Raw genomic sequence first — 23023 nt, forward strand, 5'->3', positions numbered from 1 at the left:
GCGCAGCACGGTGCGGTCGCGCGTCGGATCGTTGTCGTAGACCGCTGCCGGCAGCACGCCGGCGAGTTCGGCGAGCGCGCCGGCGCGCTCCCGTTCGTGCAGGCCGTCGCGCGTCGCGAACGCGGCGAGCGCGAGCACCAGTGCGGCGAGCAGCACCTGGGCGGACAGCGGCCATGCGCGGCGCAGCGGCTCAGCCACGGCCGTGTCCGTAGATGCGCGGCCGCGTGTTCAGGTCGATCAGCGGCGCGATCTGGTTCATGAACAGCACGACGAACGCGACGCCGTCGGGCAGATGACCCCAGCGGCGGATCGCGAGCGTGAGCGCGGCGACGCCGCAGCCGAACACGAAGCGGCCGCGCGGCGACGTGCAGCCGCTGACCGGATCGGTCGCGATGAACCACGCGGCGAGCATGAGGCCGCCGGCCGTCAGATGCGCGAGCGGCGACGGATGCCGCTCGGTGTCGAGCAGCCAGACCGGCAGGGTCAGCGCGATTGTCGTCAGGATGACGCCGGCCGGTGCATGCCAGCCGATCACGCGGCGCCACAGCAGATAGACGCCGCCGAGCGCGAGCGCGAGTGCGATCCAGGCCCAGGCCGCGGCGCCGCTGCGCTGGTACAGCGCATTCGCGTGCAGTTCGGGCAGGCGCAGACCCTGCGCGACGAGTTGTTTCGTCGCGTCGAGCGGCGTGGCCGACGCGAGCGTGTCCCAGCCCGCGGCCGGCGCCGCGGCGAACACCGCGCGCGCCGCGTCGCCGAGTCCGACGAAACCGCCGGGCCAGTGCGCGAGTTCGCGCGGGAATGCCATCAGCGCGAAGGCGCAGCCGGCCATTGCCGGATTGAGCAGGTTGGCGCCGAGACCGCCGTAGGCGTACTTGCCGAGACCGAGCGCGACGAACATGCCCGTGACCGCGACCCACCACGGCGCCAGCGGCGTGATGCTCATGGCGAACAGCGCCGCCGTGACGACGGTCGAGACGTCCGCGATGCCGCCGCTCGCCGCGGCACCGCGCCAGCAGCGGACCGAGGCTTCGACGAGCAGGCCGGCCGCGACGGCCAGCGCGAGCTGGAACACGAGGCCGAAGCCGAAAAAATACAGATGCAGCATGGCGCCGGGCAGCAGCGCGAGCAGCACGTCGCCCATGACGCGGCGCACGCGGTTGCCGGCCGGAATATGCGGCGCGGGCGCCGTCGGAAACGTCTTCACGGCGTGTCCTTCTGCTCCGCGTCGCCGGCCGGCGGCGCGGGTCCGGCCTGCTGCGCGCGCCGGGCCTTGCCGCGAGCGATTGCGGCGAGCACGGCGGATTTGTCCATGCGTGCCGCAACCGCCGGTGCGCCGGATTCGGCCGGGACTGCGGATTCGGCCGGCGCCCGCGGCGTCGGCGCGGCCGCCTGTTCCTGGGCGACCGCTTCGCGGCGCGCGGCGACGCGCGCGACTTTCTCCGCCTGTTCGCGCGCGAGCCGCGCGGTGCGGGCGAGGTAGCGTTCGCGCGCGTGGTCGGCGCGCACGCGGGCCGCGCGCGCCAGCGCGTGCGCGGTCTTGCCCTGGCGATACGATTCCACGAGTGGAATCTGCGACGGACAGACGAATGCGCAGCAGCCGCATTCGATGCAGTCGGCGAGGCCGAGCCCGGCGGCGCCGTCGACATCGCCGTCGCGCAGCAGGCGCAGCAGCTCCTGCGGCTGCAGCCGTACCGGACAGACGTCGGCGCAGTCGCCGCAGCGGATGCAGGGCAGCTCCGGCGCGCGCGGCCGTACGTCCTCGCCGGCCAGCACGACGATCGCGTTGCTCGTGCGGGTCAGCGCGACGTCGTCGTGCGGCAGCGCGACGCCCATGAGCGGGCCGCCGAGCACGAGCCGCGCCGCGTCGGGCGCATAGCCGCCGGCCGCCTCGATCAGCGCCGACACCGGGGTGCCGATGCGCACCTCGAAAACCCCGGCGCCCGCGACGCCGCGACCGGCCACGCTGACGAGCCGCGCGGTCACGGCCTCGCCGGCCGCGACCGCGCGCCACGCGGCTGCGGCAGTGGCAACGTTCTGCACGGCGATGCCGATGTCGACCGGCCAGCGCCCGGCCGGCACTTCGCGCGCGCAGAGCACTTCGACGAGCTGCCGCTCGCCGCCCTGCGGGTAGACGGTCGGAACCCGTGCGAGCGTGATCTGCGGATGACCGGCGAGGGCGGCCTGCACGGCCGCGCCGGCTTCGTGCATGCGGTCCTCGAGCGCGATGACCGCACGCGACGCGCCGGCGATGCGCGCAAGCACCGCGGTACCGGCGACGACGTCGGCCGCGTACGCGCGCAGCAGCGCCTCGTCGCAGCCGATGTAGGGCTCGCACTCCGCGCCGTTGACGATCAGCAGTTCGACCGGAGCCGCGAGTTTCTGCGCGGCCGGAAATCCGGCGCCGCCGAGTCCGATCACGCCGGCCTCGGCCAGCCGGCGGCGCAGAACGGCCGGGTCGGCCTGCTGTCCGTCGAGCGGCGGCAGTTGCACCGCTTCATCGCTGCCGTCGGGTTCGAGCACGAGGTGAGGCGCGCTCCGGGCATCTCGCGTCGCGGTCGCGCGCTCCTTGATCGCGACGACGAGCCCGGCGGCCGGCGCCGGCAGCACGGTCGCGAGCGCGTCCGCCGCGTGAGCCAGCGGCTCGCCGCGGCGCACGCGCCGGCCCGGCGCGACGTGCGCGAACAGGGCGCCTCCGGCGTCGTCCACGAGCGGCAGATAAAGCCTCGCGGGTAGCGGACACGGGCGTATCGCGGTCGGAACGTGCGTGCGCGGCAGCGCGGCCGGCGCGAGGCCGCCGTGAATGCGGTGCAATGACATGCCCGGATTGTAGGCGGCATCGCGCCGGCGGGGCACGGGTTGCGGCCTTGAAGCCGGCGGGCCCAGCCTCCACGCCTTGCGGTGCGCGGGGTCGGGCCACATGGCATACTGCGCGACTTTGCAAGGCCGGGCAGATCGGCGTCCGGCTCCAACCAGCGAGAACACCATGGACTTTCTGATTTCGACGGCGCAGGCCCAGGCCGCGCCGGGTGCGCCGCCCGCAGGCGGCGGCATGAGCTCCATCTTCATGATGATCGCCATGTTCGCGATCTTCTATTTCATGCTGATCCGTCCGCAGATGAAGCGCGCCAAGGAACAGCGTTCCATGATCGCGGCGCTCGCCAAGGGCGACGAGGTCGCGACGACGACCGGCATGCTCGGAACGATCACCGAGATCAGCGAGTCCTACGTCAGCGTCGAGATCGCGCCGAACGTCGTGGTCAAGCTGCAGAAGCAGGCCATCACGGCCGTGCTGCCCAAGGGCACGCTGAAGTCCGCTTGACCCTCGCTGCGCCGGTGATCCCGGCGCAGTTCGTTTTCCGATTGTCGATACGTGCGCGGCCGGGGGGCCGCCACGCCGGATCAACCTGGGATTCATGGCATGAACGAGTTTCCCCGCTGGAAATACGCGCTGGTTGTCGTGGCGCTGCTGTTCGGATTCCTTTACGCGCTGCCGAACCTGTTCCCGAAGGAACCGGCCGTGCAGATCTCGGCCAATCGCGACCACACGGTCGATGTTGCGCTGAAGGAAAAGGCGCAAGGCATCCTTGAAGCGCAGAAGATCGCGTTCAAGTCGATCGAGCTCGACGGCGACCGTCTGCTCGTGCGCCTCAACAGCGGCAGTGATCAGGATGTTGCCGGCGCGGCGCTGCGTGAAGGTCTGGGACAGGGCTATACGACGGCGCTGAATCTCGCCTCGACCGTGCCGCACTGGCTGCTCGCGATCCGCGCCGACAGCATGCCGCTGGGCCTCGACCTGCAAGGTGGCGTGCACTTCCTCATGGAAGTCGACCAGAAGGCCGTGCTGGAAAAGCGCGAAACCCAGTACGTCGAAGAGGTCAAATCGATCGCGCGCGACAAGAAGATTCCGGGCGTGACCGCGAATCGCACGCCGGCCGGCATCGCCGTTACGGCGCGCACCGCCGAGGCGCGCGACCAGCTCGCCGCGGAAATCGCGAAGGCCTCTCCGGAGCTGCAGATTGCCAACGGCAATACCACGGCCGACGCATTCTCGCTGAACCTCAAGATCAGCGAAGCCAAGCTCCGCGAGATCGCGACCGACACGATCCGCCAGAACGTCGGCACGCTGCGCAACCGCATCAGCGCGCTCGGCGAACCCGTCATCGCGCAGCAGGGCGATTCGCGCATCGTCATCGAACTGCCGGGCGTGCAGGACACGGCGCTCGCGAAGCGTCTGCTCGGCGCGACCGCGACGCTCGAATGGCATGCGCTCGACCAGTCCTCGACGAACGCCGCCGAAGTCGCCGCGGGCGCGGCATCCGCGCCGTCCGACGCGAAGCTCTACTACTACCGCAAGGACGGCCAGCCGTACCTGCTGAAGAAGAAGACCATCGTCACCGGCGACGATCTCGTGCACGCGGCCTCGATGCCCGACCCGACCAGCGGCACGCCTGCCGTGTCGATGAAGCTCAATGCGAAGGGCGGCCAGCGCATGCTCGACTTCACGCTGCAGAACGTCGGCAAGCCGATGGCCGTCGTCTACACCGAGCGCATTCCCGAGGTGAAGATCGTCGACGGCAAGGAAGTGCGTTCGAACCGCACCAAGGAAGAAATCATCAGCGTCGCGACGATCCAGGGCGTGTTCGGCGCGCAGTTCCAGACCACGGGCCTGGACAGCATGAAGGAAGCCTCGGAACTCGCGCTGCTGCTCAAGGCCGGCTCGCTCGCCGCGCCGGTCGACATCGTCGAGGAACGCGTGATCGGCGCGAGCCTCGGCGCCGACAACATCCGCAAGGGCGTGCTCGCGGTGATTCTCGCCGTTGCACTTGTCGTGATCTTCGTCGGCATCTACTACAAGCTGTTCGGCCTTATCGCCGACGTCGGCCTGCTGCTGAATCTCGTGCTGCTCGTCGCGATCCTGTCGGTTTTCGGAGCGACGCTGACCCTGCCCGGCATCGCCGGCATCGTGCTGACACTCGGCATGGCGATCGACGCGAACGTGCTGATCTGCGAGCGCATCCGCGAGGAACTGCGCAACGGCTCGACGCCGATGGCCGCGATCAGCCGCGGCTACGACAAGGCCTGGGCGACGATTCTCGACGCGAACGTCACGCACCTGATTGCCGCGTTCGGCCTCATGGCCTTCGGCTCGGGTCCGATCAAGGGCTTCGCCATCACGCTCGCGATCGGCATCGTGACCTCGATGTTCACGTCGGTCATGGTCACGCACGTGCTCGTCGGCCTCATTTTCAGCGGCCGCCGCGTCAAGTCGCTGTCGGTCTGAACCAGGAAGTCGTCCCATGGAACTCTTCAAGTCCGAAACCAACGTCGACTTCATGGCCTGGCGCAAGCTGAGCCTGACCCTGTCGGCCGTCTTCTGCGTGCTCGCCGCGGCCATCATTTTCGTGCGCGGTCTCGACTACGGCCTCGATTTCGAGGGCGGCGCGATGATCGAAGTGAAATACCAGACGCCGGCAGAAATCGCCGACGTCCGCAGCGCGCTGGACGGCGCCGGCTTCGAAGGCGCAGTCGTGCAGAGTCTCGGCGTGCCGACCGACTACGCGATCCGCATCAAGCCGCACGTTGAAGACGCGAGCGATGCGTCGAAGGCAGCTGTCGAAAGCAAGGCTGCGACGGACAAGATCGCGACCGAAGTGCAGGCTGCACTCAGCAAGACGCGCACGGACGTCAAGGTCACGCGCAGCGACTTCGTCGGCCCGAGCGTCGGCGAGGAACTGCGCGAACAGGGCCTCGTCGCCGTGCTGTTCGTGATCCTCGGCATCATGGTCTACCTGTGGCTGCGCTTCGAATGGCGCTTCGCCGTCGCCGCGGTCGCCAGCGAAATCCACGACACGCTGATCACCGTCGGCATCTTCGCGCTGACCGCGCGCGAGTTCGACCTGCCGGCGCTGGCCGCCGTGCTGTCGGTCGTCGGCTACTCGATCAACGACAAGGTCGTCGTGTTCGACCGCGTGCGCGAAATCTTCCGTTCTTCGCGCAAGGGCGAGCCGTACGAAATCCTCAACCGCTCGATCAACTCGACCATGTCGCGCACGATCATGACCGGCCTGACGACGGGCCTCGCGGTCGGCACGCTGTACTTCGTCGGCGGTCCGGCGCTCGAGAACTTCGGCCTCATCATGCTGATCGGTATCTTCGTCGGCACGCTGTCGTCGATCTTCTTCGCGAACCCGATCCTGCTGTGGCTCGGCGTGTCCAAGCAGGACCTCATGCCGAAGACCAAGGAAGATCCGGAACTCGCGGCACGTCCGTAAGCGTCGCGTTGACTGTTCAAGCGAAACGGCCCGGGAAACCGGGCCGTTTCGTTTTGCGGACATGGGAGCCGCGAGGGATTGGCCCTCTTTAGCCCTCTCCTCCGAGCCAGCTCGGGGGTGAGGGGGAGAAACATCAGCGCGCGCGGTGCCAACGGTCTCGCGATCGACGAGGCGAGCCGGTGAAGAACGCGCAAATGTTTCGCAGGACGCACGCTCGTTTCGGCGAGCGGCTTCCTGCGCGGTCTTCGCGCCGTCGGATCACTTCGGGATTACTGGCGCTGTATATCCGTACAGACGGAAATCGTGCTGCCCGGACACGAAAACGATGCCGATTTCAACGAGCGAGGCGGGTGCCTGATCGGGCGGTACTACCGTTACCGAGTACTGCAGGTCGTACCGGACGATCGCTGCGGACGGATGTGTGTCGAGACCGGTCGTGTCCACGGTTGATCGGGAACCCCTCCCCGGGAGCGGACGCGAAGTGCCGCCGACGCCAGCAGGATTTCAAGCTGGCATCGACGACGCCGTAGTCCAGCCAGAGAGAAGGATTCGCCATGTGGCCGAGCACTCGAACCCCGGCCGCGTCGCCATGGCGTTCGTTTCGAATCCCGTCGCCGGAGCATTCGCATGCGCTTCCTGTTCGCCCTCGTTCCGCTGCTGGTTTCGCCGTCGCTTCCCGCCGCCGACGGCTACGGCATGACTTTCGGCGACAACACGAACGCATCGACCGGCGACGGCGTCGTGTTCGTGACCTGCCACGGCCAGCCACGCACCGCGTCGGGCAGCTGCAACGCCTACACCGGCGACACGGCCTGCTCGACTCGCCTGCCGGTGCTTTGCCTCGACGTCGACGGGCGCGAACGTCCCGCGGGACTCCTCGTGCCGCCGCAGGGCGGCGGTGTCATGCCGGCGCCGTTCTATGCGGGTTGGGCGGCCGGCCGCGTTGCCGCGACGAAGCCGATCGCAGGCGTCGACCTGACCGGCCCCTCGGCCGCGGATGCGATCTGCCGCACGCAGTTCGGCAAGGGCTGGCGAATGGCCGAATTCCACGACGGCCTCATCGACGACGCCGGCAATCGCGGCGGCTGGGCGTGGTATGCCCACGGGACGCTCGACACGACGACGCGCTATTGGGTCTGGATCAACGACACCCAGGCCAATTGCTGGAACGGCACTGGGCAGCAGATCGAAGCGGCGCCGAGGGTTTCAGGCAGCGGCGGCGTCAAGCGGTCCACACAGAAGATCGCGCGCGACAGGGACGAATGAGTCATCAAGGAGCGCACCGCGCGGACGCCGCAACACCTGTTCGGGGGAACGGGGAAGCGAGACTCAGGGCTCTAGCGAGGGGGAGGGGGCCAATGGTCCGCCTGCGTCCGCGCGATGCGTAGTCGTAGACGCGCGGGCGATGGATTTCCCCACTCCCGGATGCAGCGGCGAACGCTTTTATCCCGCCAGCAACTCCGGCGTCAGCGTCGGCTGGATCGTGCTGACGATGTTGAACGCGACCTTGTGGTTGCCGGCGACGAGGTTGCCGGATTCGGGGATGCCGTCGCGGCCGGCCATGTCGCAGTAGCGTCCGCCGGCTTCGCGGACGAGCAGGCAGCCGGCGGCCATGTCCCAGAGCTTGAGGCCGGTTTCGTAGTAGCCGTCGAAGCGGCCGCAGGCGACGTAGGCGAAATCGAGCGCGGCCGAGCCGGTGCGGCGGATGTCCTCGGCGCTGGCGAGCAGGGCCTGGGTCATCTCGATCTGCGGGGTGAGGTGGCGGCGCTGGCGGTACGGGCAGCCCGTGGCTTGCCGTTGATTCGTCGTCGTACGGCGGCCGATTCCGTAGTTGATAATAATTTTTTACGTATTTGTATAGTTCTTTATTTATTATTTATATATTCAATTGATGTTCGCATTGTTCCAGCATCCGGTTCGCTCGTCATTGCACGAGCAACATGGAGATGAACATGCGGAACGAATCACGCTGGATGTGCGGCGTCGATCTGGCGTCGCTGGGTCGTGAGGTTGGTGCGACGCGCAGTCGTACGGTGCGAATGGCAATTCGCGCAGCGTTTGCACTTGTCGCAATGACAGGTACGGGCAGCGCCTTGGCACAAGGCGGAATCTGCTTGAGTAATTGCGGTGACGGCGGAGGTCAGCCTCTCGAGCCGATTTCGATCTCGGCGTTCGTAGGCGTCTGGGATCCTTGTGGTGGTGGTTGGTGCAACAACGGCGGCGGAAATGATGATCCTCCCGACGAAGGGGGGGCGATGGTGGTACCGGAAACGGCGACGGTGAAAGCGGAAAAGTCATCACGCGTGGCTACGACGCATATAACCCTTGTGCCGTGATCGAAGAGATGCGGCTAGCAGGCGCGAATGTCGTTGCTCATGCCAACGTCATGAACGCTCGCGAAGGTGATTACGTGGACGTGCTTCTGAGCGACGGCATGGTGGAACGCTGGCAGTACATTTGTGGCGGAACTTTCTGTGCTGGCACGATCATCAATGTCGCCCCGGTACATTCGATGTGCAACGGTGATTGGAATTGGGTGCCGTTTGCTGACTGGGAGCCACCTGCGCCCTGATTGGCCACTGGTCCGGTGATTTCATGAAAGCCGGCAGGGGCTCGAGGGGGGCATTTGTTCATCCGGGGAAGCGCAGGAGGTCTCGGCCGGTATCCGGTATCGGCTTTGGCTACATGGCGGTGAAGTGAGTTGGCCGTCCGTCGATGCTGCGCGTCTCCCTGAAAAAGTCATGTTCTTTCGTTAGAGGTTTTCCTATGCATCGCGGTAGATGGATCATGCTGTTTGCGTGCGTGCTGACAGCAGTCGTGATCTGGCTGTTTGCGGCGCCAGACAAGCTGTCGCCGGGCCCGTTGGTCGTGCCAAACGGTACACAACAGTCCGTCGGAAGCACTCATTCAGCTGACACCCTGCCCGGTGGTGCCGCGGCCTCATCGGATGAGCCTCCCGTCGACCTGCGTAGACGACTCGCCGTCGGAGAACGGGACCGCTGGATGCGGCAATGGAGCGCCAGCCTCTCGCGCTTGAGCGCCGGAGAACTCTGGTCGCTGGCCAGCGACCCGTCCCTGGCCGATCAGGTCGAAGCGAAATCCTTGCGCGAGAGTCTCTCGCGGGGATGCGTCGTTTCCAGCAGTGAACGCGAGTTCTCGCAGGCAAAACCCGGACTGGTCGACGACTGGTGCAAGGAGTTCCAGGCTCTCGGAGGAACGCAGTTCCTTCGGGAGCAATCCGGCGGTCTCATGCACGACCCCGAACTCTTGTCGTCGGGCTCTCACGTTCTCGCTCCGCGCAAGTTGCGCGGAACTGCGGCCGAAAAGGAGGAAGAACGTTCGATGCTGGAGTTCGTCTTCCGCGACACGTTCGATCCCTGGGCGTTGCGGGCGAGCGTCCGTGGCCTCTGGCAATACGAAAGTCAGACATTGCTGCGGGATTGGGGGTGCGTCGCGGTGCTTTCGCAATACCAGCGGACCCGCCTCGGTGAACTCGCCGCGGCCGAAATCGTGTGCCGCAGCACCGGCGATTGCGACGCGGCCAGCCCATGGCTGGTCGAACTCTGCGCATTCCTTCCAGGCCTCATTTGCCCCAGCGGTGCCAACGTGGATGTACTCGTCGCGCAGAACCTGCCGCCTGCTGAGGCGTCGATTCTTCGAGATGCCGTCAGTCGTGCGCTGCGGGCGAGGGCAGGGGGGCGGCCGAATGGCTGACGGCGATATGGCCCGCTCTTCCTCGGACTGGGCCATTGGATTCGAGCGCGGACTGCGCATCCATTTTCCGACCCAGATTTCAGGCGCGAAGGCCGAGTACTTTCTGCCTTCACCTGTGGCGGGTTTGGCGCTGCGCTGTGGGCGGCCCGAACGCGCGGATGCACTCTCGGTCGGGCGGCAGTTGCTGACCGGGGCCTGGCTTCTGAACGATGTACGGCATGTTGCAAGGGGGCATTCAAATTGGCGGCGCGGCTCCGATGGTCAGCGAGAAACCGTTCCCGTCACATCTCGCGCCTGGTCGCTGCGGGTTGGTTGTCGCCCCGCGGCCAATTGTTGGCGTGCCAGCCGATTCTGGAGGCGAGACAGGCAATCATCGACGAGCTGCGCACAGGAAGCCGCTCGCTATTTGAATAGCCGGTCACGCGACTCCGCGCAGGGCGCTTGAGCTGCCGCCCTCACCGGGCTGTGAGCTTCTCGCCCCTTTACCCCGCCAGCAATTCCGGCGTCAGCGTCGGCTGGATCGTGCTGACGATGTTGAACGCGACCTTGTGGTTGCCGGCGACGAGGTTGCCGGATTCGGGGATGCCGTCGCGGCCGGCCATGTCGCAGTAGCGTCCGCCGGCCTCGCGGACGAGCAGGCAGCCGGCGGCCATGTCCCAGAGCTTGAGGCCGGTTTCGTAGTAGCCGTCGAAGCGGCCGCAGGCGACGTAGGCGAGATCGAGCGCGGCCGAGCCGGTGCGACGGATGTCCTCGGCGCTGGCGAGCAGGGCCTGGGTCATTTCGATCTGCGGGGTGAGGTGGCGGCGCTGGCGGTACGGGAAGCCGGTCGACAAGAGTGCGCCGGGCAGGCCTTCGCGGGCGGTCACGCGGATACGGCGCTCGTTGAGAAAGGCGCCGTCGCCCTTGCTCGCGGTGAAAGTCTCGTTGCGCAGCGGGTCGTAGATCACGCCGTAGACGGGCTCGTTGCCGTCGAGCATCGCGATCGATACGCAGAAATGCGGGATGCCGCGCAGGAAGTTGTGCGTGCCGTCGAGCGGGTCGACGACCCAGGTCTGGCGCGACCTGCCCTGTTCGCCGGTTTCCTCGCCGATGAAGGCGTGGCCCGGATAGGCGCGCTTGAGATCGCGCATGATCAGCTGTTCGGCCATGCGATCGACTTCGGAGACGAAGTCCATGCGCTCTTTCTCGTGTACGGCCAGGCCTTCGACGCGACCCAGGTTGCGCACGATCAGATTGCCGGCGGCACGGGCGGCGCGGACCGCGACGTTGATGGCGGGTCTGGGCATGGAAACTCCGGATCGAATTGGCTTGACGAAAGAGCGTCGCCGGCGTCTGGGCCGGCGCGGGGCGCGAAGGGTAGCAGAACCGCGCGAGCTAGGGAAAACCGCGCCGGGACGGTGGGTGGCACGGCGCGGGCTGCCATTTCCGGCCGCCGGCGTGCGACGACGCTCGCCTTGTGCCCGGGCTTCCCTTACCGTTTCCGGTCTATGACCGACATTTCAGCTCTGGCCGCGCGCGTGCGCTTCGTGCTCGTGCGCACTTCCCAACCCGGCAACATCGGCGCGGCCGCGCGTGCGATCCGCACCATGGGATTCGCCCGCCTCGTGCTCGTCGCGCCGGCGCGGTTTCCCGATCCGGAGGCGACAGCCTTTGCGGCCGGTGCCGACGGCGTGCTCGCCGACGCCCTCGTCGTACCCGACCTGCGCAGCGCGATTGCCGACTGCGAAGTCGTGTTCGGCGCGACCGCACGGCAGCGCAACGTGGCGCTGAGGGAATACACGCCGCGCGAGGTCGCCGCGCCGGTACAGGCCGCCGTGCAGGCCGGCGGCGAAGTCGCCATCGTGTTCGGCAACGAGCGAACCGGCCTGGAGAACGACGAGCTCGCGTTGTGCCACGGCGCCGTGCACATTCCGACCGCGTCGGACTACAGCTCGTTGAATCTCGCCCAGGCCGTGCAGGTGCTCGCCTACGAGCTGCGCGTCGGCTTTCTCGGCAACCCGACGGCGCCGCCGCCGCATCGCACCGACCCGCCGGCGTCGGCCGGGCAGATGGAAGGATTCTTCGAGCACTTGTATACGACGCTGGATGATATCGATTTCCATAAAGGGCGATCGCCCGAGACCATCATGCTGCGGCTGCGAAAGCTGTTCCTGCGCGCCCAGCCCGACGAACGCGAGCTGCGCGTGCTGCGCGGCATTCTGTCCGATGCGCAGCGCATGGCGCGGATCGCGCGCGGCATCGACAAGTAGGTTGCGGCGAGCCGCAAGGCGAACCGCAACGTCGGGATGGTCGCCTGTGGCGAGCGTCGATCGAAGGCGAGAGGCGTCGCCCGACGGAGATCGTACGTATACGGGCCATTCGCGGCGTCGAGACCGTGGTGTCGCGGCTCGCCTTGCGGCGCGCCTCGACCTGCGCGTTTCTCCGGTTCAGCCGAAGAAATGCTTCACGAGCGCGACCATCGCGCTGCTCAGGCTGCCGACCATGACGGATGACGCGATCGTCGCGCCCCAGACCAGCGACAGCAGGCCGCCGTCGCGTTCGATCAGCGCGACGCCGAAGCCGAGGATCAAGAGGCCGAACGGATAGTTGGTGAACGGTATCGGCAGGGCGAGCAGGATGCCGAGCAGGATCAGCATCAGACCGCTGAAATGACTCCAGGGCTTGCGCGTGATCTGTTCGAGGCGCGGCCGGCAGACGCGTTCGAGCCGCGTGAACATCGGCGTCATGCGTGCGACGAAATGTTCGACGGAAGTTCGCGGAAAGCCGTGCTGGCGCGCGAATCGCGGCAGCCACGGACGCGGCATGCCCCAGAGCATCTGCGCGCCGATGATGACGAGCGAGGTGCCGCAGACGCCGCCGACGCCCATCGGGATCGGAATGAAGTTCGGCAGCGACAGCAGTACGACGAGGAAGCCGTAGGCGCGCGTTTCGAGCGGAGCGATGAATTGCTCGAGCGAAATCGTGTCGCCGGTGTTCTGGTCGAGAGCCTGCTGGAACAGCTCTGTGGTGCGCGGATCGTGCGGGCGGGTCATCCGTGATTCTCGTATGCCCGCTTACGGGGCCGCTTCCGGCGTGATGCGGGCGATCAGCAGTTTGTCAATGCGCGGGCCGTCGAGGTCGACGACTTCGAAACGAAGGTCGCGCCAGCGGAACGATTCTCCCACCTGCGGGATGCGTCCGAACTGCGCCATGACCATGCCGGCTGCGGTGCGGAAATCGTGATCCTCCTCGTTCGGCAGCTGGCTCAGAGCCAGCAGTTCGCGCAGGTCATCGGTATTCAGCGCGCCGTCGACGAGGTAGCTGCCGTCGTCGCGGCGCACGATCGGCGCGCCGTCGGTCTCGACGCTCGTACTGGCGGTCTTGCCGAGCACGGCGCCGAGCACGTCGTTGAGGCTGACGAGGCCTTCGATGTCGCCGTACTCGTCGACGACGAGCGCGACGGTCGCCTCGGCTTCGCGGAGTTCCTCCAGCAGCGCGAGCGCGCGCGCCGCGGAGGTCACGAACAATGGCTTGGTCAGCGTGCGGAACAGATCGATCGTGGGCGTGCCCAGCGAATCGAGCAGCGACTTCGTTTCCAGGATGCCGACCACGTCCTGCTCGTTGCCGTTGCGGTAGACCGGGTAGCGCGAATACGGCGTCGAGCGCATGACCGCGAGGTTCTCGGCCAGCGGCGCGGCGACGTCGAGCCAGGCGATGCGCGTGCGCGGCGTCATCAGGCTCGTGATCTGCCGGTCGCCCAGGCGCAGCACGCGGTTAACCATATTGTGCTCGTCGCTGTCGATGACGCCCTGTTCGGCGCTTTCGGCCACGAGCAGACGGATTTCTTCTTCGGTGACCGGATCGCGCGAGCCCTTGTCGAGGCGCAGCGCCTTCAGCAGCACGCGCGTGCTTAACGACAGCAGCCAGACGAACGGCGCGGCGACCGTCGCGAACAGGCGCATCGGCAGCGCGATCCAGGTCGCGAACCGTTCCGGCGCGACGAGCGCAAGGCGCTTGGGCAGCAGTTCGCCGACGATGATCGAGACATAGGTGATCGCGCCCACGCTGACCGCGAGCCCGACGCCGTTGGCCAGCTCCAGCTCGACCCCTCGGCCCTGCAGGAACAACCCGATGCGTGCGCCGATCGCAGCTCCGCCGTAGACGCCGGTCAGGACGCTGATCAGCGTGATGCCGACCTGCACGGTCGACAGGAAGCGCTCGGGCGATTCGGTCAGACGCAGCGCGTTCTGCGCGCGCGCACTGCTCTCCGCCATCTGCTTGAGGCGCGACTTGCGCGCGGTCACGACGGACATCTCCGACAGCGCGAAGAAACCGTTGAGCAGAATCAGAAGCAGGACGACGAGTATCTCGGTCAGCATTGCGCAACGTGCGGTCCCAGGCAGGCCAGTGTAGCAGTCCCGCGTGACGAGCCCATGCAGCATCCCGGCCGCGGCGGACGTGCCTGCGGATAGACCACTGCTGTAACATGACTGTCATCCAAACGACATATTTTTGCCACGAAATTCGCGGCAAAGACGGGTGGTCGCGACAGTTTCTTCTTTACTTTCAATAAATTGGCGGTATCGGCCATGTTTTCATTACAGACCATCTTCGGCAAGGGCGACAAGTTCTACGGACTGCTCGAAGCCAGCGCGGGCGCTGCCCGGCGCAGCGCCTCGGCGCTGACCGAATTCCTGGCCCAGGGTGGCGGCGCGGCCAAATCGCTCGACGAATTCCGCCTCGCGCGGCAGCGCGAGAAGAAGCTTGCAGCCGAGATCAGCGAAGCACTCGTGAACACGTTCGTCACGGCGCTCGAACGCGAGGACATCGAAGCGCTGTCGGGCGCGCTCTACAAGATCCCGAAAGTCATCGAGAAATTCGCCGAACGCTATTCGCTGGTCGGCGACCGCCTCGGCGATGTCGATTTCGTCTCCCGCGCTCGCATGCTCGAGAAGGCCTGCGACGTGCTCGAGCAGATGGTCGGCCAGCTGCGCTCGATGAAGCTCGAGCCGATGAAAGAGCTCAACGACCAGCTGCAGGCGCTGGAGAACGAGGCCGACCGCCTGATTCTCGAACTGTTCCGCGACATGTATCGCAACGAGAACGATCCGGTGCGTTTCCTGCTGCGCAAGGACCTGTTCGAGATCCTGGAAAAAGCCATCGACCGCTGCCGCGACGCCGGCAACGTGGTCTACGCGATCGTGCTGAAGAACTCCTGAGGCGCGCGCCGTGGAACTGACTCTGGTCTTCAGCGTGATCGTGGTCGCGCTCGTGTTCGAGTACATCAACGGGTTTCACGACACGGCCAATTCGATCGCGACGGTCGTCGCGACGAAGGTGCTGAGTCCGGGCCAAGCCGTGATGCTGGCCGCCGGCATGAACCTGATCGGCGCACTCTGGGGCACGGCCGTGGCCAAGACCATCGCGTCGGGCCTCGTCGACACGGGCGTGGTCAATGTCACGTCGATGGTGCTGATCTGCGCGCTGTCGGGCGGCGTGATCTGGAACCTGATCACCTGGTGGTGGGGTTTGCCGTCGTCGTCGTCCCACGCGCTCGTCGGCGGTCTCTGCGGCGCGGCCTTCGCCGCGGCCGGCGACAACTGGAACGCCATCATCTGGAACGTTCCGGGTGGCGAGCACTGGTGGCAGGGCAAGGGCCTGCTGCCGAAGGTCGTCATTCCGATGGTCATCTCGCCGCTCGCGGGATTCATCCTCGGCATCCTGATCATGGGCGGGCTGTTCGCGCTGTTCTCGTTCCTGGCCGACCGCAAGGGCGTGCTGCAGAAGATCGGGCGCCCGCGCTTCGCGAACGCATTGTTCGGCAAGCTGCAAATCGTTTCGGCGAGCGCGATGGGCTGGGCCCACGGCTCCAACGACGCCCAGAAGACCATGGGAATCATTGCGCTCGCACTGGCCTCGGCCGGCGTCGCGGGGCAGCTCGACAACCTGCCCGAATGGCTGCGCTTCCTGCGCCTGGACGGCGATCCGAAGCAGCTCGAGATTCCGCTCTGGATCAAGGTGACGTGCGCGATCGTCATGGCGGCCGGCACCGCGGCCGGCGGCTGGCGCATCATCAAGACGCTGGGTCACAAGATGGTCAAGCTGCATCCGGTCCACGGCTTCGCCGCCGAGACCGCGTCGGCGACGATGATCCTGTCGGCCTCGAGTCTCGGCATTCCCGTGTCGACGACACACAACATCTCCGCCGCGATCATGGGCGTCGGCACCGCCAAGCGTCTCAACGCGATCAAGTGGACCGTCGTGGAACGCATGATCTGGGCCTGGATCCTCACGCTGCCGATCGCGGCCGGACTGGCCTATGCGCTCGTGAAGCTCGCGCATGGGGTGGGGTTGCCTATCTAGCGGGATCGGAAATGGGGAACCGGGAATCGTCGGAAGCGAAAGCCCGTTCGCCGCGCCTTCGGGGCGCTCCATAGCTTTTCCGATTCCGGCTTCTCTACTCCCGATTCCCGGCGTGCTCGCGTGCAAACTCGGCGATTGCCGCCTGCCGTGCAACGCGTCCGTCGTCGAGCAGCACGACATCCTCGGCGAGCGCCTGCACTTCATCGGTCTGGTGGCTGACGAGCAATGTCGGCAGCGCGATCTCGTCGCGCAGGCGGCGCAGGTAGTCCAGCAACTGCGCGCGCGCTTCGCGGTGCAGGCCGACCAGCGGCTCGTCGAGCAGCAGTGCGCGCGGACGGCTCAGCAGCGCGCGGCCGATCGCGACGCGGCGCGCCTCGCCGCCGGACAAGGTCGCCGGCCAGCGCGCGAGCAGGTCGGTCAGGCCGAGCAGTTCGACGGCGGCGTCGAAGCCGACGACGGCGCGGCCGGATTTGCCGTGTTGTCCATAAAGCAAATTGTCGCGAACGCGAATATGCGGAAACAGCCGTCCGTCCTGGAACACGACGCCGAGGCCGCGCCGCGCCGCAGGCCTGTCGACGCCCTGCACGCTGTCGAACAGCAGTTCGCCGGCGAGGCGGATGCGGCCCGCGTCGGGACGGCGCAGCCCGGCGATCGCGAGCAGCACGCTGGTCTTGCCGCTGCCGGAAGGACCGAACAGCGCGAGATGGCGTGCCGGCGACGCGAAGGCGACCTGCAGTTCGAAGTCGCGCGGCTTCCAGCGGACGTCGATCTCAATCATCGGCCGACTTCGCATCGTGGCCGCGGCGGCCGAGCAGCGCGGCGAACAGGGACGCGGCGACGCCGACGAGCAGCGCGACCCAGACCAGCCGGACCAGCCCGGCTTCGCCGCCGGGCTGGTTCAGCAGTTCCCAGATCGCGATCGACAGCGTCCGCGTTTCGCCCGGAATGCTGCCGACGAAACTGATGGTCGCGCCGAACTCGCCGAACGCGCGCGCGAACGCGAGCACGCAGCCCGCGATCACGCTGCGCAGCGACAGCGGCAGGGTCACGCTGACGAAGCGCCGCCAGCGGCCGGCGCCGAGCGATTCGGCGGCGGCTTCGAGCCGCCGGTCGACGCTGTCGAAGCCGGCGCGCACCGACAGCACGAGCAGCGGAAAACTCATGACGACGGCGGCGACGACGGCGCCTGTCCAGTGGAACGCGAAGGTGACGCCGAACGACGCGAGCCACGCGCCGATCGCGCCGTGCCGGCCGAACAGCAGCAGCAGCGCATAGCCGGTCACGACCGGCGGCAGCACGAGCGGCAGATTCAGCACGGCTTCGAGCAGGCTCTTGCCCGGAAAGCGCAGCCGCGACAGCGCGAGACCGAATGCGAGCGCAAACGGCAATGCGACCGCGACGCTGAGCAGCGCGACCTTAAGGCTGATCGCGAGTGCGGAGCTTTCGGCCGGACTCAGCATCGCGCCTCAGTCGCCCGCCGCCGCGCGAAAGCCCGCGCGGCGCAGGATCGTCTGCGCGGCGTCGCCGCGCAGCAGCGCGAGCAGCTTCTGCACGGTTTCGCCGTCATGGTCTTTCAGCGCGGCGGCCGGATAGACGATGTCCGGATGGCTGCCGGCCGGAAATGCGGCGACCACGCGAACGCCGGGTTCGGATATCGCGTCGGACCGATAGACCGCGGCCAGCGGCGTCTCGCCGCGTGCGGCCAGCGCGAGCGCCGCACGCACGTTCTCGGTCGCGACATAGCGTGTCTCGACCTGCATCCAGAGGCCGAGCTTCTCGAACGCGGCCTTGGCGTACTTGCCCGCGGGCACGCTGCCGGGTTCGGCCAGCGCGATGCGACCGTCGCCGAGCGCGGCGCGCAGATCGGTCTGCGGCGACAGCGTCAGCGCCAGGTTCGAATCGCGCGGCGCGACGAGCACGAGTTCGTTGCGCGCGAGCACGAACCGCGTCGCCGTCGCGACGCGACCGCGCTGCTGCAGCCAGTCCATCCATTCGAGATCGGCGCTGACGAACACGCCGGCCGGCGCACCGGCCTCGACCTGCCGCGCGAGCGCCGAACTCGCCGCATAACTCACCTTGATCTCGGCGATCGCCTTCGCCTCGGGCAGCGCGACGATTTCCTCGAATGCCGGCTTCAGGCTGGCGGCCGCGAACACGACGAGCTCGGCCGCCTGCAGCGGCGAGGCGACGAGGACGAGCAGGGCGAGCAGAAGACGAAGGGACATGCGTTGCCTGAAGAGGGAACTGGAGGATCGTGGCCGGGACACAGAGAAAGCGCGTCGGTGCGGTAGCCGGAGAATCGCGGAGAGCGGCACGCTTTCTCCAGTTCCTCGATTCATTCGCTCCCCGGCCGCATCAGCTGCCGGTACTGCCGCGGCGCGAAACCGGTCACCTGACGGAACTGGCGCGACAGCGCGCTCTGGTCGGAGAAGCCCGCGTGCTGCGCGATTTCCGCGATCGGCAGCGGCGTCGACGCGAGCAGGCGCGCCGCATGATCGATGCGCGCCTTGATCAGGTACTGGCCGGCCGACAGATGAAAGATCTTCTTCATGCGCCGCTCGAACTGCGCCTGCGACAGACCGGCGCGGCGTGCGAGATCTTCCATGCGCAGCGGCTGGTCGTAGTGTTCGAGCATGTAGTCGACGGTCTCGGCGAAACCCGTGTCGATGAGGCCGGCGCGACTCGGTTCGATCAGGTCCTTGGAAATGCAGGCGAGTCCGACGATGCGGCCCTGCGCGTCGTACAGCGGTTCCTTCGTCGAGAGACACCAGCCCGCACTGCCGTCGCGATAGACCGTCAGATCGAGGTTGTCGATGATCGGACGGCCCGTGTTGAACAGGCGTTCGTCCTGGCGCGCGTAGCGTTCGGCCATCGGCCGCGGAAACAGATCGAACGCAGTCTTGCCGATCGCGTCCTGCTTGCGCTTGAGGCCGCAACGCACGACGACGGCTTCGCTCATCGACACGTAGCGGCCCTGCTTGTCTTTAATCGAGAACAGAATGTCGGGCTGCCGGTCGAACAGCGTCTCGACGTACCACGGTGATGCAACGCGCGCCATGAAGGCTTCGCGCCAGCGTGCCAGTTCATTGTCCATCGTTCCCCCCACGAGTCGCGCGTCGGCGATGCAATGCGTCGTCGGCGCGATCGGCTTGTTTGTGCGGATTGTTGCGTGCCTATGAGCGTATACGGCTAGACCTTCGTCTTAGTCGAAACCTAGCATCATGTCCCGCAGGAGTCAGGTGGAGGCGAACGCGTTGCAGCGCGTCCGCCTCCGGGAACACCGGGCTCGTGCGTGTTATTCACACAAGACGATGTTCGGGGAGAAACCAATGTATTCGTTTGACCGGCTTTTGCAAGCCGGTCAGGTGCTGGCTGCGTGCCTGTGCCTGACCGTCCTGTCTCCGGCTGCGGCCGCAGCCGCGCGGGCGACGCGGCCCGCACCGACGGCACAGGCGCACGCCGACTCGCATCCGGCATCGCATATCCAGACGCGACCGATGAACTGGGACGAGCGTCCGCCGCTGCCGTCCACGCGCGATCACCTGTATCGCGCCTACGACGAGCCCGATGTCGCGCGCGCACCGGAAGGCGCCTGCAACATCGCGGGCTTCGCGAGCGCAAGCGGTGCGGCGCTCGTCGCGGCCGTGCGCGCGGCCGATCCGGCGTGCTTCTACAGCGGCGGACTGTTCCAGGTCACCGGCACGACCGCCGGCCAGATCTTCAACGAAAGCAAGATGATCACGGTCGCCAATGCGCTGCAGGCCGACGCCGCGACGTATCCCGGCGACAACACGAATCACACGTATGAAATCGTGTTGTTCCTGCGCGCGGGCTACTACGTTCAGTACTACAACGAGGCCGATGTCGGCGCTTACGGCGCTGCACTCACGAACGCGATCCGGCCCGCGCTCAACGCCTTCGTCGCGAATGCGCATTTCCAGGACGTCACCGACGCGCACGGCCGAGTGCTGTCGGAGTTCGTCACGCTGATCGACAGCTCCGGCGAGAACGCGCAGCAGCTCGACACGATCCGCGGCATTCTCGATCGCTACGGTCCGGCCTGGGCGGCTTCCTCGCCGATGCAGAATGCGACCAACAACGCATTCATCGTGCTGTTCCGCGGCCACTACCTGCCGGAATTCCAGACGCTCGTGCAAGGCGCCGGCAGCGGCGTGCTCGACACGCTGGTCAGCTTCATCAACGACAATCGCGCGGCCGACGTCGGCACCGCGCGCGAATACCTGCTGACGAATGCCGCGGGCGAACTCGGCCGCTTCAGCCAGTACACGGCGAGCGGCTTCCACAATCTCGCGCATCCGAAGATCAAGTCGATCGTCGACGCGTTCGACCTCGGCGCGCCGGGTGCCGGCATCTATGTGCGCATCGCCGGCGTCGTCGATTATTACGACCACGCGCACTGCGCGTACTACGGCCTGTGCAACTTCGCGCAGGATCTCGAGGCCTACGTACTGCCCGCGGCGAACGCGCGCGACTGCAGCGCGACCCTGCGCGTGCGCAGCCAGGCGCTGACCTCGGCGCAGCTCGATCAGGTCTGCAGCATCGTCGGCGCGGAGGAAGGCTATTTCCACACGCAGGCGCAGACCGGCAACACGCCGGTACCGAACGATTTCAATGCGCGCCTGGAAATGGTCATCTTCCATTCGAGCACCGACTACGAGACCTATTCCGGAACGATCTTCGGCAACGACACGAACAACGGCGGCATCTATCTCGAAGGCGATCCGTCCGACCCGGCCAACCAGGCGCGCTTCCTCGCCTACGAGGCCGAGTGGCTGCGTCCCGATTTCCAGGTGTGGAATCTGACGCACGAATACATCCACTACCTCGACGGCCGCTTCAACTGGCACGGCGGCTTCGGCGCGCTGCCGATGGAAGCACCGTATTCGACGATCTGGTACATCGAAGGCTTCGCCGAATACATGTCGTATTCGTATCGGAACCTCGCCTACACCGCAGCGATCACGGCGGCAGGCAATCCCGACACGTTCACGCTCGCGCAGCTGTTCGATACCGAATACAGCACCGACTACGCGCGCACGTACCAGTGGGGCTATCTCGCGTCGCGCTTCATGTTCGAACGTCACCGCGACAAGATCGCGAGCCTCTATGCCGTATCCCGTCCGGGCAACTACGACCCGGGCTACCGCAACTGGCTCGACCCGATCCGCACGGCCTACGACGCGGAATTCCGCGCCTGGCTGGTCTGCCTCGCCGCGCACAACGGCGACACGACGATCTGCAACGGCGGCCAGCCCGACCTGATCTTCTCCGACGACTTCGGCACCGATCCGAGCGTGGTGCCCGAGTGCACGCTGAGCAACGCGAACCAGCTCGACAACGGCTGCAGGCGCAGCAACCTGTCGGCCGCGGCCGCGCAGGACCGCGTCTGGCTGACGCTGCTGGTGCCGTCGGGCGCGACGAATCTGCGTTTCCTCATGAGCGGCGGCACCGGCGACGCCGACATCTATGTGCGCGCGGGCAGCTGGCCGAGCGACACGGAGTTCGACCAGGCGCCGCGCCTCGTCGGCAACGCTGAAACCGTAACCATCGCGGCGCCGGCGAGCGGCTGGCACTACGTCATGCTGAAGCCGCGCACGACGAGCTTCGCCGGCGTGCAGGTGGCCGCGGACTGGGATTGACGCGTTAGAACGCTGAGCATCGAGCCGCGGCCAGGGATGGCCGCGGCTTTTTCGTTCCTGTCGCTGCGGTTACGTACGGCTGCCGGCGCGGCGTCTATGACTTTCGTCGAATCTGCGGTCTTTTGCGGCCATTTGTACGATTCGTGGTACGGCGGCAATGCGAAGCGCCAATCCGTTGCCACGGCGCTTGGCTAGCATCTCGCAACCTTCACGAAACCTTTCCGCATGAGCCCGACGCGCGTCATCGATTCCCACACCGGCGGCGAGCCGACCCGCGTCGTCGTTGCCGGCGGTCCCGACTTCGCCGGACGCGATCCGGCGGCGGCGCGCGACTGGCTGCAGCGCGAACAGGACCACTGGCGCCGTGCGATCGCCTGCGAACCGCGCGGCAGCGACGTGCTCGTCGGCGCGTATCTGCTGGAGCCCACGCGCGCGGACTGCGTCGCCGGCGTCGTGTTCTTCAACAACGTCGGTTATCTCGGCATGTGCGGCCACGGCTGCATCGGCGTGGTCGAAACGCTGCGTCATCTCGGCCGCATCGCGGCGGGTACGTTCCGGTTCGAGACGCCGGTCGGCGTCGTCGAAGCCGAGCTCGGCGCGGACGGCCGCGTCACGATCGCGAACGTGCCGAGCTACCGGCATGCGGCGCGCGTGCCGCTCGACGTGCCGGGCTACGGCCGTGTCCACGGGGACATCGCCTGGGGCGGCAACTGGTTCTTCCTCGTCGACGACCATGGACTCGCGATCGACCGCGCGAACATCGACGCGCTGATGGCCTGCACGGTCGCGATCCGGCGCGCGCTGGAGCGCGACGGCATTCGCGGCGCCGATGACGGCGAGATCGATCACGTCGAACTCGTCGCGGCATCGCCCGATGACGGCGTCGACGCGCGCAACTTCGTGCTGTGTCCCGGGCTGGCCTACGACCGCTCGCCCTGCGGCACCGGTACGAGCGCGAAGCTCGCCTGCCTCGCCGCCGACGGCATGCTCGAACCCGGGTCGGTCTGGCGCCAGCAGAGCGTCGTCGGCAGCGAG

22 protein-coding genes and 1 pseudogene are annotated in these 23023 nt (G+C 67.0%); 12 read left to right on the top strand and 11 right to left on the bottom strand.

Annotation, left to right across the window (positions count from 1 at the left end):
- The 3 genes from VLF18_RS19135 to rsxC form a co-directional block, all read right to left on the bottom strand.
- The coding region (locus VLF18_RS19135; RefSeq protein ID WP_325281227.1) for a hypothetical protein at positions 1-198 on the bottom strand (198 nt) is incomplete at its 3' end.
- Complete coding sequence (locus VLF18_RS19140) at positions 191-1204, bottom strand: RnfABCDGE type electron transport complex subunit D (protein ID WP_325281228.1); 1014 nt, start codon at positions 1202-1204, stop codon at positions 191-193. The genes VLF18_RS19140 and VLF18_RS19135, both read right to left, overlap by 8 nt.
- Complete coding sequence (rsxC, locus tag VLF18_RS19145) at positions 1201-2817, bottom strand: electron transport complex subunit RsxC (RefSeq protein ID WP_325281229.1); 1617 nt, start codon at positions 2815-2817, stop codon at positions 1201-1203. Before rsxC ends, VLF18_RS19140 begins: the two co-directional genes overlap by 4 nt.
- Before the next feature lie 166 nt (positions 2818-2983).
- Between rsxC and yajC the strand changes: the two genes are divergently transcribed.
- From yajC to VLF18_RS19165, 4 genes are all read left to right on the top strand, one after another.
- Positions 2984-3319 (top strand): preprotein translocase subunit YajC, encoded by a 336-nt coding sequence (gene yajC, locus VLF18_RS19150; RefSeq protein WP_325281230.1) that lies wholly within the window; start codon positions 2984-2986, stop codon positions 3317-3319.
- A gap of 99 nt (positions 3320-3418) precedes the next feature.
- Positions 3419-5281 (top strand): protein translocase subunit SecD, encoded by a 1863-nt coding sequence (gene secD / locus VLF18_RS19155; protein WP_325281231.1) that lies wholly within the window; start codon positions 3419-3421, stop codon positions 5279-5281.
- A 16-nt stretch (positions 5282-5297) separates the two neighbouring features.
- Positions 5298-6272 carry a protein translocase subunit SecF gene (gene secF, locus VLF18_RS19160; protein ID WP_325281232.1) on the top strand — a complete coding sequence of 325 codons (975 nt, stop codon included), beginning with the start codon at positions 5298-5300 and terminating at the stop codon, positions 6270-6272.
- Between the two features lie 627 nt (positions 6273-6899).
- Positions 6900-7538, top strand: coding sequence for a hypothetical protein (locus VLF18_RS19165; protein WP_325281233.1), 639 nt, complete (start codon positions 6900-6902; stop codon positions 7536-7538).
- Positions 7539-7715: 177 nt separating this feature from the next.
- Here VLF18_RS19165 and VLF18_RS19170 read toward each other — a convergent pair whose 3' ends face one another.
- Positions 7716-8114 carry an inositol monophosphatase family protein gene (locus VLF18_RS19170; protein ID WP_325281247.1) on the bottom strand — a complete coding sequence of 133 codons (399 nt, stop codon included), beginning with the start codon at positions 8112-8114 and terminating at the stop codon, positions 7716-7718.
- A gap of 98 nt (positions 8115-8212) precedes the next feature.
- Between VLF18_RS19170 and VLF18_RS19175 the strand changes: the two genes are divergently transcribed.
- The 3 genes from VLF18_RS19175 (at position 8213) to VLF18_RS19185 (ending at position 9986) form a co-directional block, all read left to right on the top strand.
- Entirely contained in the window at positions 8213-8608 is a 396-nt protein-coding gene (locus VLF18_RS19175) for a hypothetical protein (protein ID WP_325281234.1), read from the top strand.
- A complete protein-coding gene (locus tag VLF18_RS19180; protein WP_325281235.1) occupies positions 8605-8844 on the top strand; it encodes a hypothetical protein in 240 nt (79 codons plus the stop codon). Before VLF18_RS19175 ends, VLF18_RS19180 begins: the two co-directional genes overlap by 4 nt.
- 215 nt (positions 8845-9059) lie before the next feature.
- Entirely contained in the window at positions 9060-9986 is a 927-nt protein-coding gene (locus VLF18_RS19185; protein ID WP_325281236.1) for a hypothetical protein, read from the top strand.
- Between the two features lie 482 nt (positions 9987-10468).
- Here VLF18_RS19185 and VLF18_RS19190 read toward each other — a convergent pair whose 3' ends face one another.
- The gene (locus VLF18_RS19190; protein ID WP_325281237.1) at positions 10469-11272 is read right to left on the bottom strand and encodes an inositol monophosphatase family protein; all 804 of its coding nucleotides are present in this window, start codon (positions 11270-11272) and stop codon (positions 10469-10471) included.
- A 201-nt stretch (positions 11273-11473) separates the two neighbouring features.
- On the opposite strand from VLF18_RS19190, the gene VLF18_RS19195 reads away from it, so the two are divergent.
- A complete protein-coding gene (locus VLF18_RS19195; protein ID WP_325281238.1) occupies positions 11474-12235 on the top strand; it encodes an RNA methyltransferase in 762 nt (253 codons plus the stop codon).
- A 177-nt stretch (positions 12236-12412) separates the two neighbouring features.
- Here VLF18_RS19195 and VLF18_RS19200 read toward each other — a convergent pair whose 3' ends face one another.
- Together VLF18_RS19200 and VLF18_RS19205 are read right to left on the bottom strand one after the other, a co-directional pair.
- Positions 12413-13018: an exopolysaccharide biosynthesis protein gene (locus VLF18_RS19200; protein WP_325281239.1), complete on the bottom strand. Its 606-nt coding sequence runs from the start codon at positions 13016-13018 to the stop codon at positions 12413-12415.
- A gap of 21 nt (positions 13019-13039) precedes the next feature.
- Positions 13040-14344: a hemolysin family protein gene (locus VLF18_RS19205; protein ID WP_325281240.1), complete on the bottom strand. Its 1305-nt coding sequence runs from the start codon at positions 14342-14344 to the stop codon at positions 13040-13042.
- 210 nt (positions 14345-14554) lie between these two features.
- Between VLF18_RS19205 and VLF18_RS19210 the strand changes: the two genes are divergently transcribed.
- On the top strand, positions 14555-15184 hold the full coding sequence (locus VLF18_RS19210) for a pit accessory protein (RefSeq protein WP_325281241.1): 630 nt from the start codon (positions 14555-14557) through the stop codon (positions 15182-15184).
- Between the two features lie 16 nt (positions 15185-15200).
- Entirely contained in the window at positions 15201-16328 is a 1128-nt protein-coding gene (locus VLF18_RS19215; protein ID WP_325281248.1) for an inorganic phosphate transporter, read from the top strand.
- Between the two features lie 163 nt (positions 16329-16491).
- Here the strand turns inward: VLF18_RS19215 and VLF18_RS19220 are convergent.
- The 4 genes and pseudogenes from VLF18_RS19220 to VLF18_RS19235 form a co-directional block, all read right to left on the bottom strand.
- Positions 16492-17106: pseudogene (locus tag VLF18_RS19220) on the bottom strand (ATP-binding cassette domain-containing protein); the annotation flags it as partial.
- A complete protein-coding gene (gene modB / locus VLF18_RS19225) occupies positions 17099-17788 on the bottom strand; it encodes a molybdate ABC transporter permease subunit (RefSeq protein ID WP_325281242.1) in 690 nt (229 codons plus the stop codon). The pseudogene VLF18_RS19220 and the gene modB, both read right to left, overlap by 8 nt.
- Positions 17789-17794: 6 nt before the next feature.
- Positions 17795-18553 (bottom strand): molybdate ABC transporter substrate-binding protein, encoded by a 759-nt coding sequence (modA, locus tag VLF18_RS19230; protein WP_325281243.1) that lies wholly within the window; start codon positions 18551-18553, stop codon positions 17795-17797.
- 110 nt (positions 18554-18663) lie between these two features.
- Positions 18664-19422, bottom strand: coding sequence for an AraC family transcriptional regulator (locus VLF18_RS19235; RefSeq protein WP_325281244.1), 759 nt, complete (start codon positions 19420-19422; stop codon positions 18664-18666).
- Positions 19423-19657: 235 nt separating this feature from the next.
- Here VLF18_RS19235 and VLF18_RS19240 point away from each other — a divergent pair, with 235 nt between their 5' ends.
- A complete protein-coding gene (locus VLF18_RS19240; protein WP_325281245.1) occupies positions 19658-21988 on the top strand; it encodes a M9 family metallopeptidase in 2331 nt (776 codons plus the stop codon).
- A 225-nt stretch (positions 21989-22213) separates the two neighbouring features.
- A partial coding sequence (locus VLF18_RS19245; protein ID WP_325281246.1) for a proline racemase family protein occupies positions 22214-23023 on the top strand: 810 nt, incomplete at its 3' end.

The sequence above is a fragment of the Tahibacter sp. genome, assembly GCF_035481375.1.
In the GTDB taxonomy this organism is placed as follows: Bacteria; Pseudomonadota; Gammaproteobacteria; order Xanthomonadales; family Rhodanobacteraceae; genus Tahibacter.

What these genes read in the sequence shown, in the direction of transcription:
- rsxC (WP_325281229.1), bottom strand. Translation starts at nt 2,817, where the DNA reads ATGTCATTGCACCGCATTCACGGCGGCCTCGCGCCGGCCGCGCTGCCG.
- yajC (WP_325281230.1), top strand. Translation starts at nt 2,984, where the DNA reads ATGGACTTTCTGATTTCGACGGCGCAGGCCCAGGCCGCGCCGGGTGCG.
- secD (WP_325281231.1), top strand. Translation starts at nt 3,419, where the DNA reads ATGAACGAGTTTCCCCGCTGGAAATACGCGCTGGTTGTCGTGGCGCTG.
- secF (WP_325281232.1), top strand. Translation starts at nt 5,298, where the DNA reads ATGGAACTCTTCAAGTCCGAAACCAACGTCGACTTCATGGCCTGGCGC.
- VLF18_RS19165 (WP_325281233.1), top strand. Translation starts at nt 6,900, where the DNA reads ATGCGCTTCCTGTTCGCCCTCGTTCCGCTGCTGGTTTCGCCGTCGCTT.
- VLF18_RS19175 (WP_325281234.1), top strand. Translation starts at nt 8,213, where the DNA reads ATGGAGATGAACATGCGGAACGAATCACGCTGGATGTGCGGCGTCGAT.
- VLF18_RS19185 (WP_325281236.1), top strand. Translation starts at nt 9,060, where the DNA reads ATGCTGTTTGCGTGCGTGCTGACAGCAGTCGTGATCTGGCTGTTTGCG.
- VLF18_RS19190 (WP_325281237.1), bottom strand. Translation starts at nt 11,272, where the DNA reads ATGCCCAGACCCGCCATCAACGTCGCGGTCCGCGCCGCCCGTGCCGCC.
- VLF18_RS19195 (WP_325281238.1), top strand. Translation starts at nt 11,474, where the DNA reads ATGACCGACATTTCAGCTCTGGCCGCGCGCGTGCGCTTCGTGCTCGTG.
- VLF18_RS19200 (WP_325281239.1), bottom strand. Translation starts at nt 13,018, where the DNA reads ATGACCCGCCCGCACGATCCGCGCACCACAGAGCTGTTCCAGCAGGCT.
- VLF18_RS19205 (WP_325281240.1), bottom strand. Translation starts at nt 14,344, where the DNA reads ATGCTGACCGAGATACTCGTCGTCCTGCTTCTGATTCTGCTCAACGGT.
- VLF18_RS19210 (WP_325281241.1), top strand. Translation starts at nt 14,555, where the DNA reads ATGTTTTCATTACAGACCATCTTCGGCAAGGGCGACAAGTTCTACGGA.
- modB (WP_325281242.1), bottom strand. Translation starts at nt 17,788, where the DNA reads ATGCTGAGTCCGGCCGAAAGCTCCGCACTCGCGATCAGCCTTAAGGTC.
- modA (WP_325281243.1), bottom strand. Translation starts at nt 18,553, where the DNA reads ATGTCCCTTCGTCTTCTGCTCGCCCTGCTCGTCCTCGTCGCCTCGCCG.
- VLF18_RS19235 (WP_325281244.1), bottom strand. Translation starts at nt 19,422, where the DNA reads ATGGACAATGAACTGGCACGCTGGCGCGAAGCCTTCATGGCGCGCGTT.
- VLF18_RS19240 (WP_325281245.1), top strand. Translation starts at nt 19,658, where the DNA reads ATGTATTCGTTTGACCGGCTTTTGCAAGCCGGTCAGGTGCTGGCTGCG.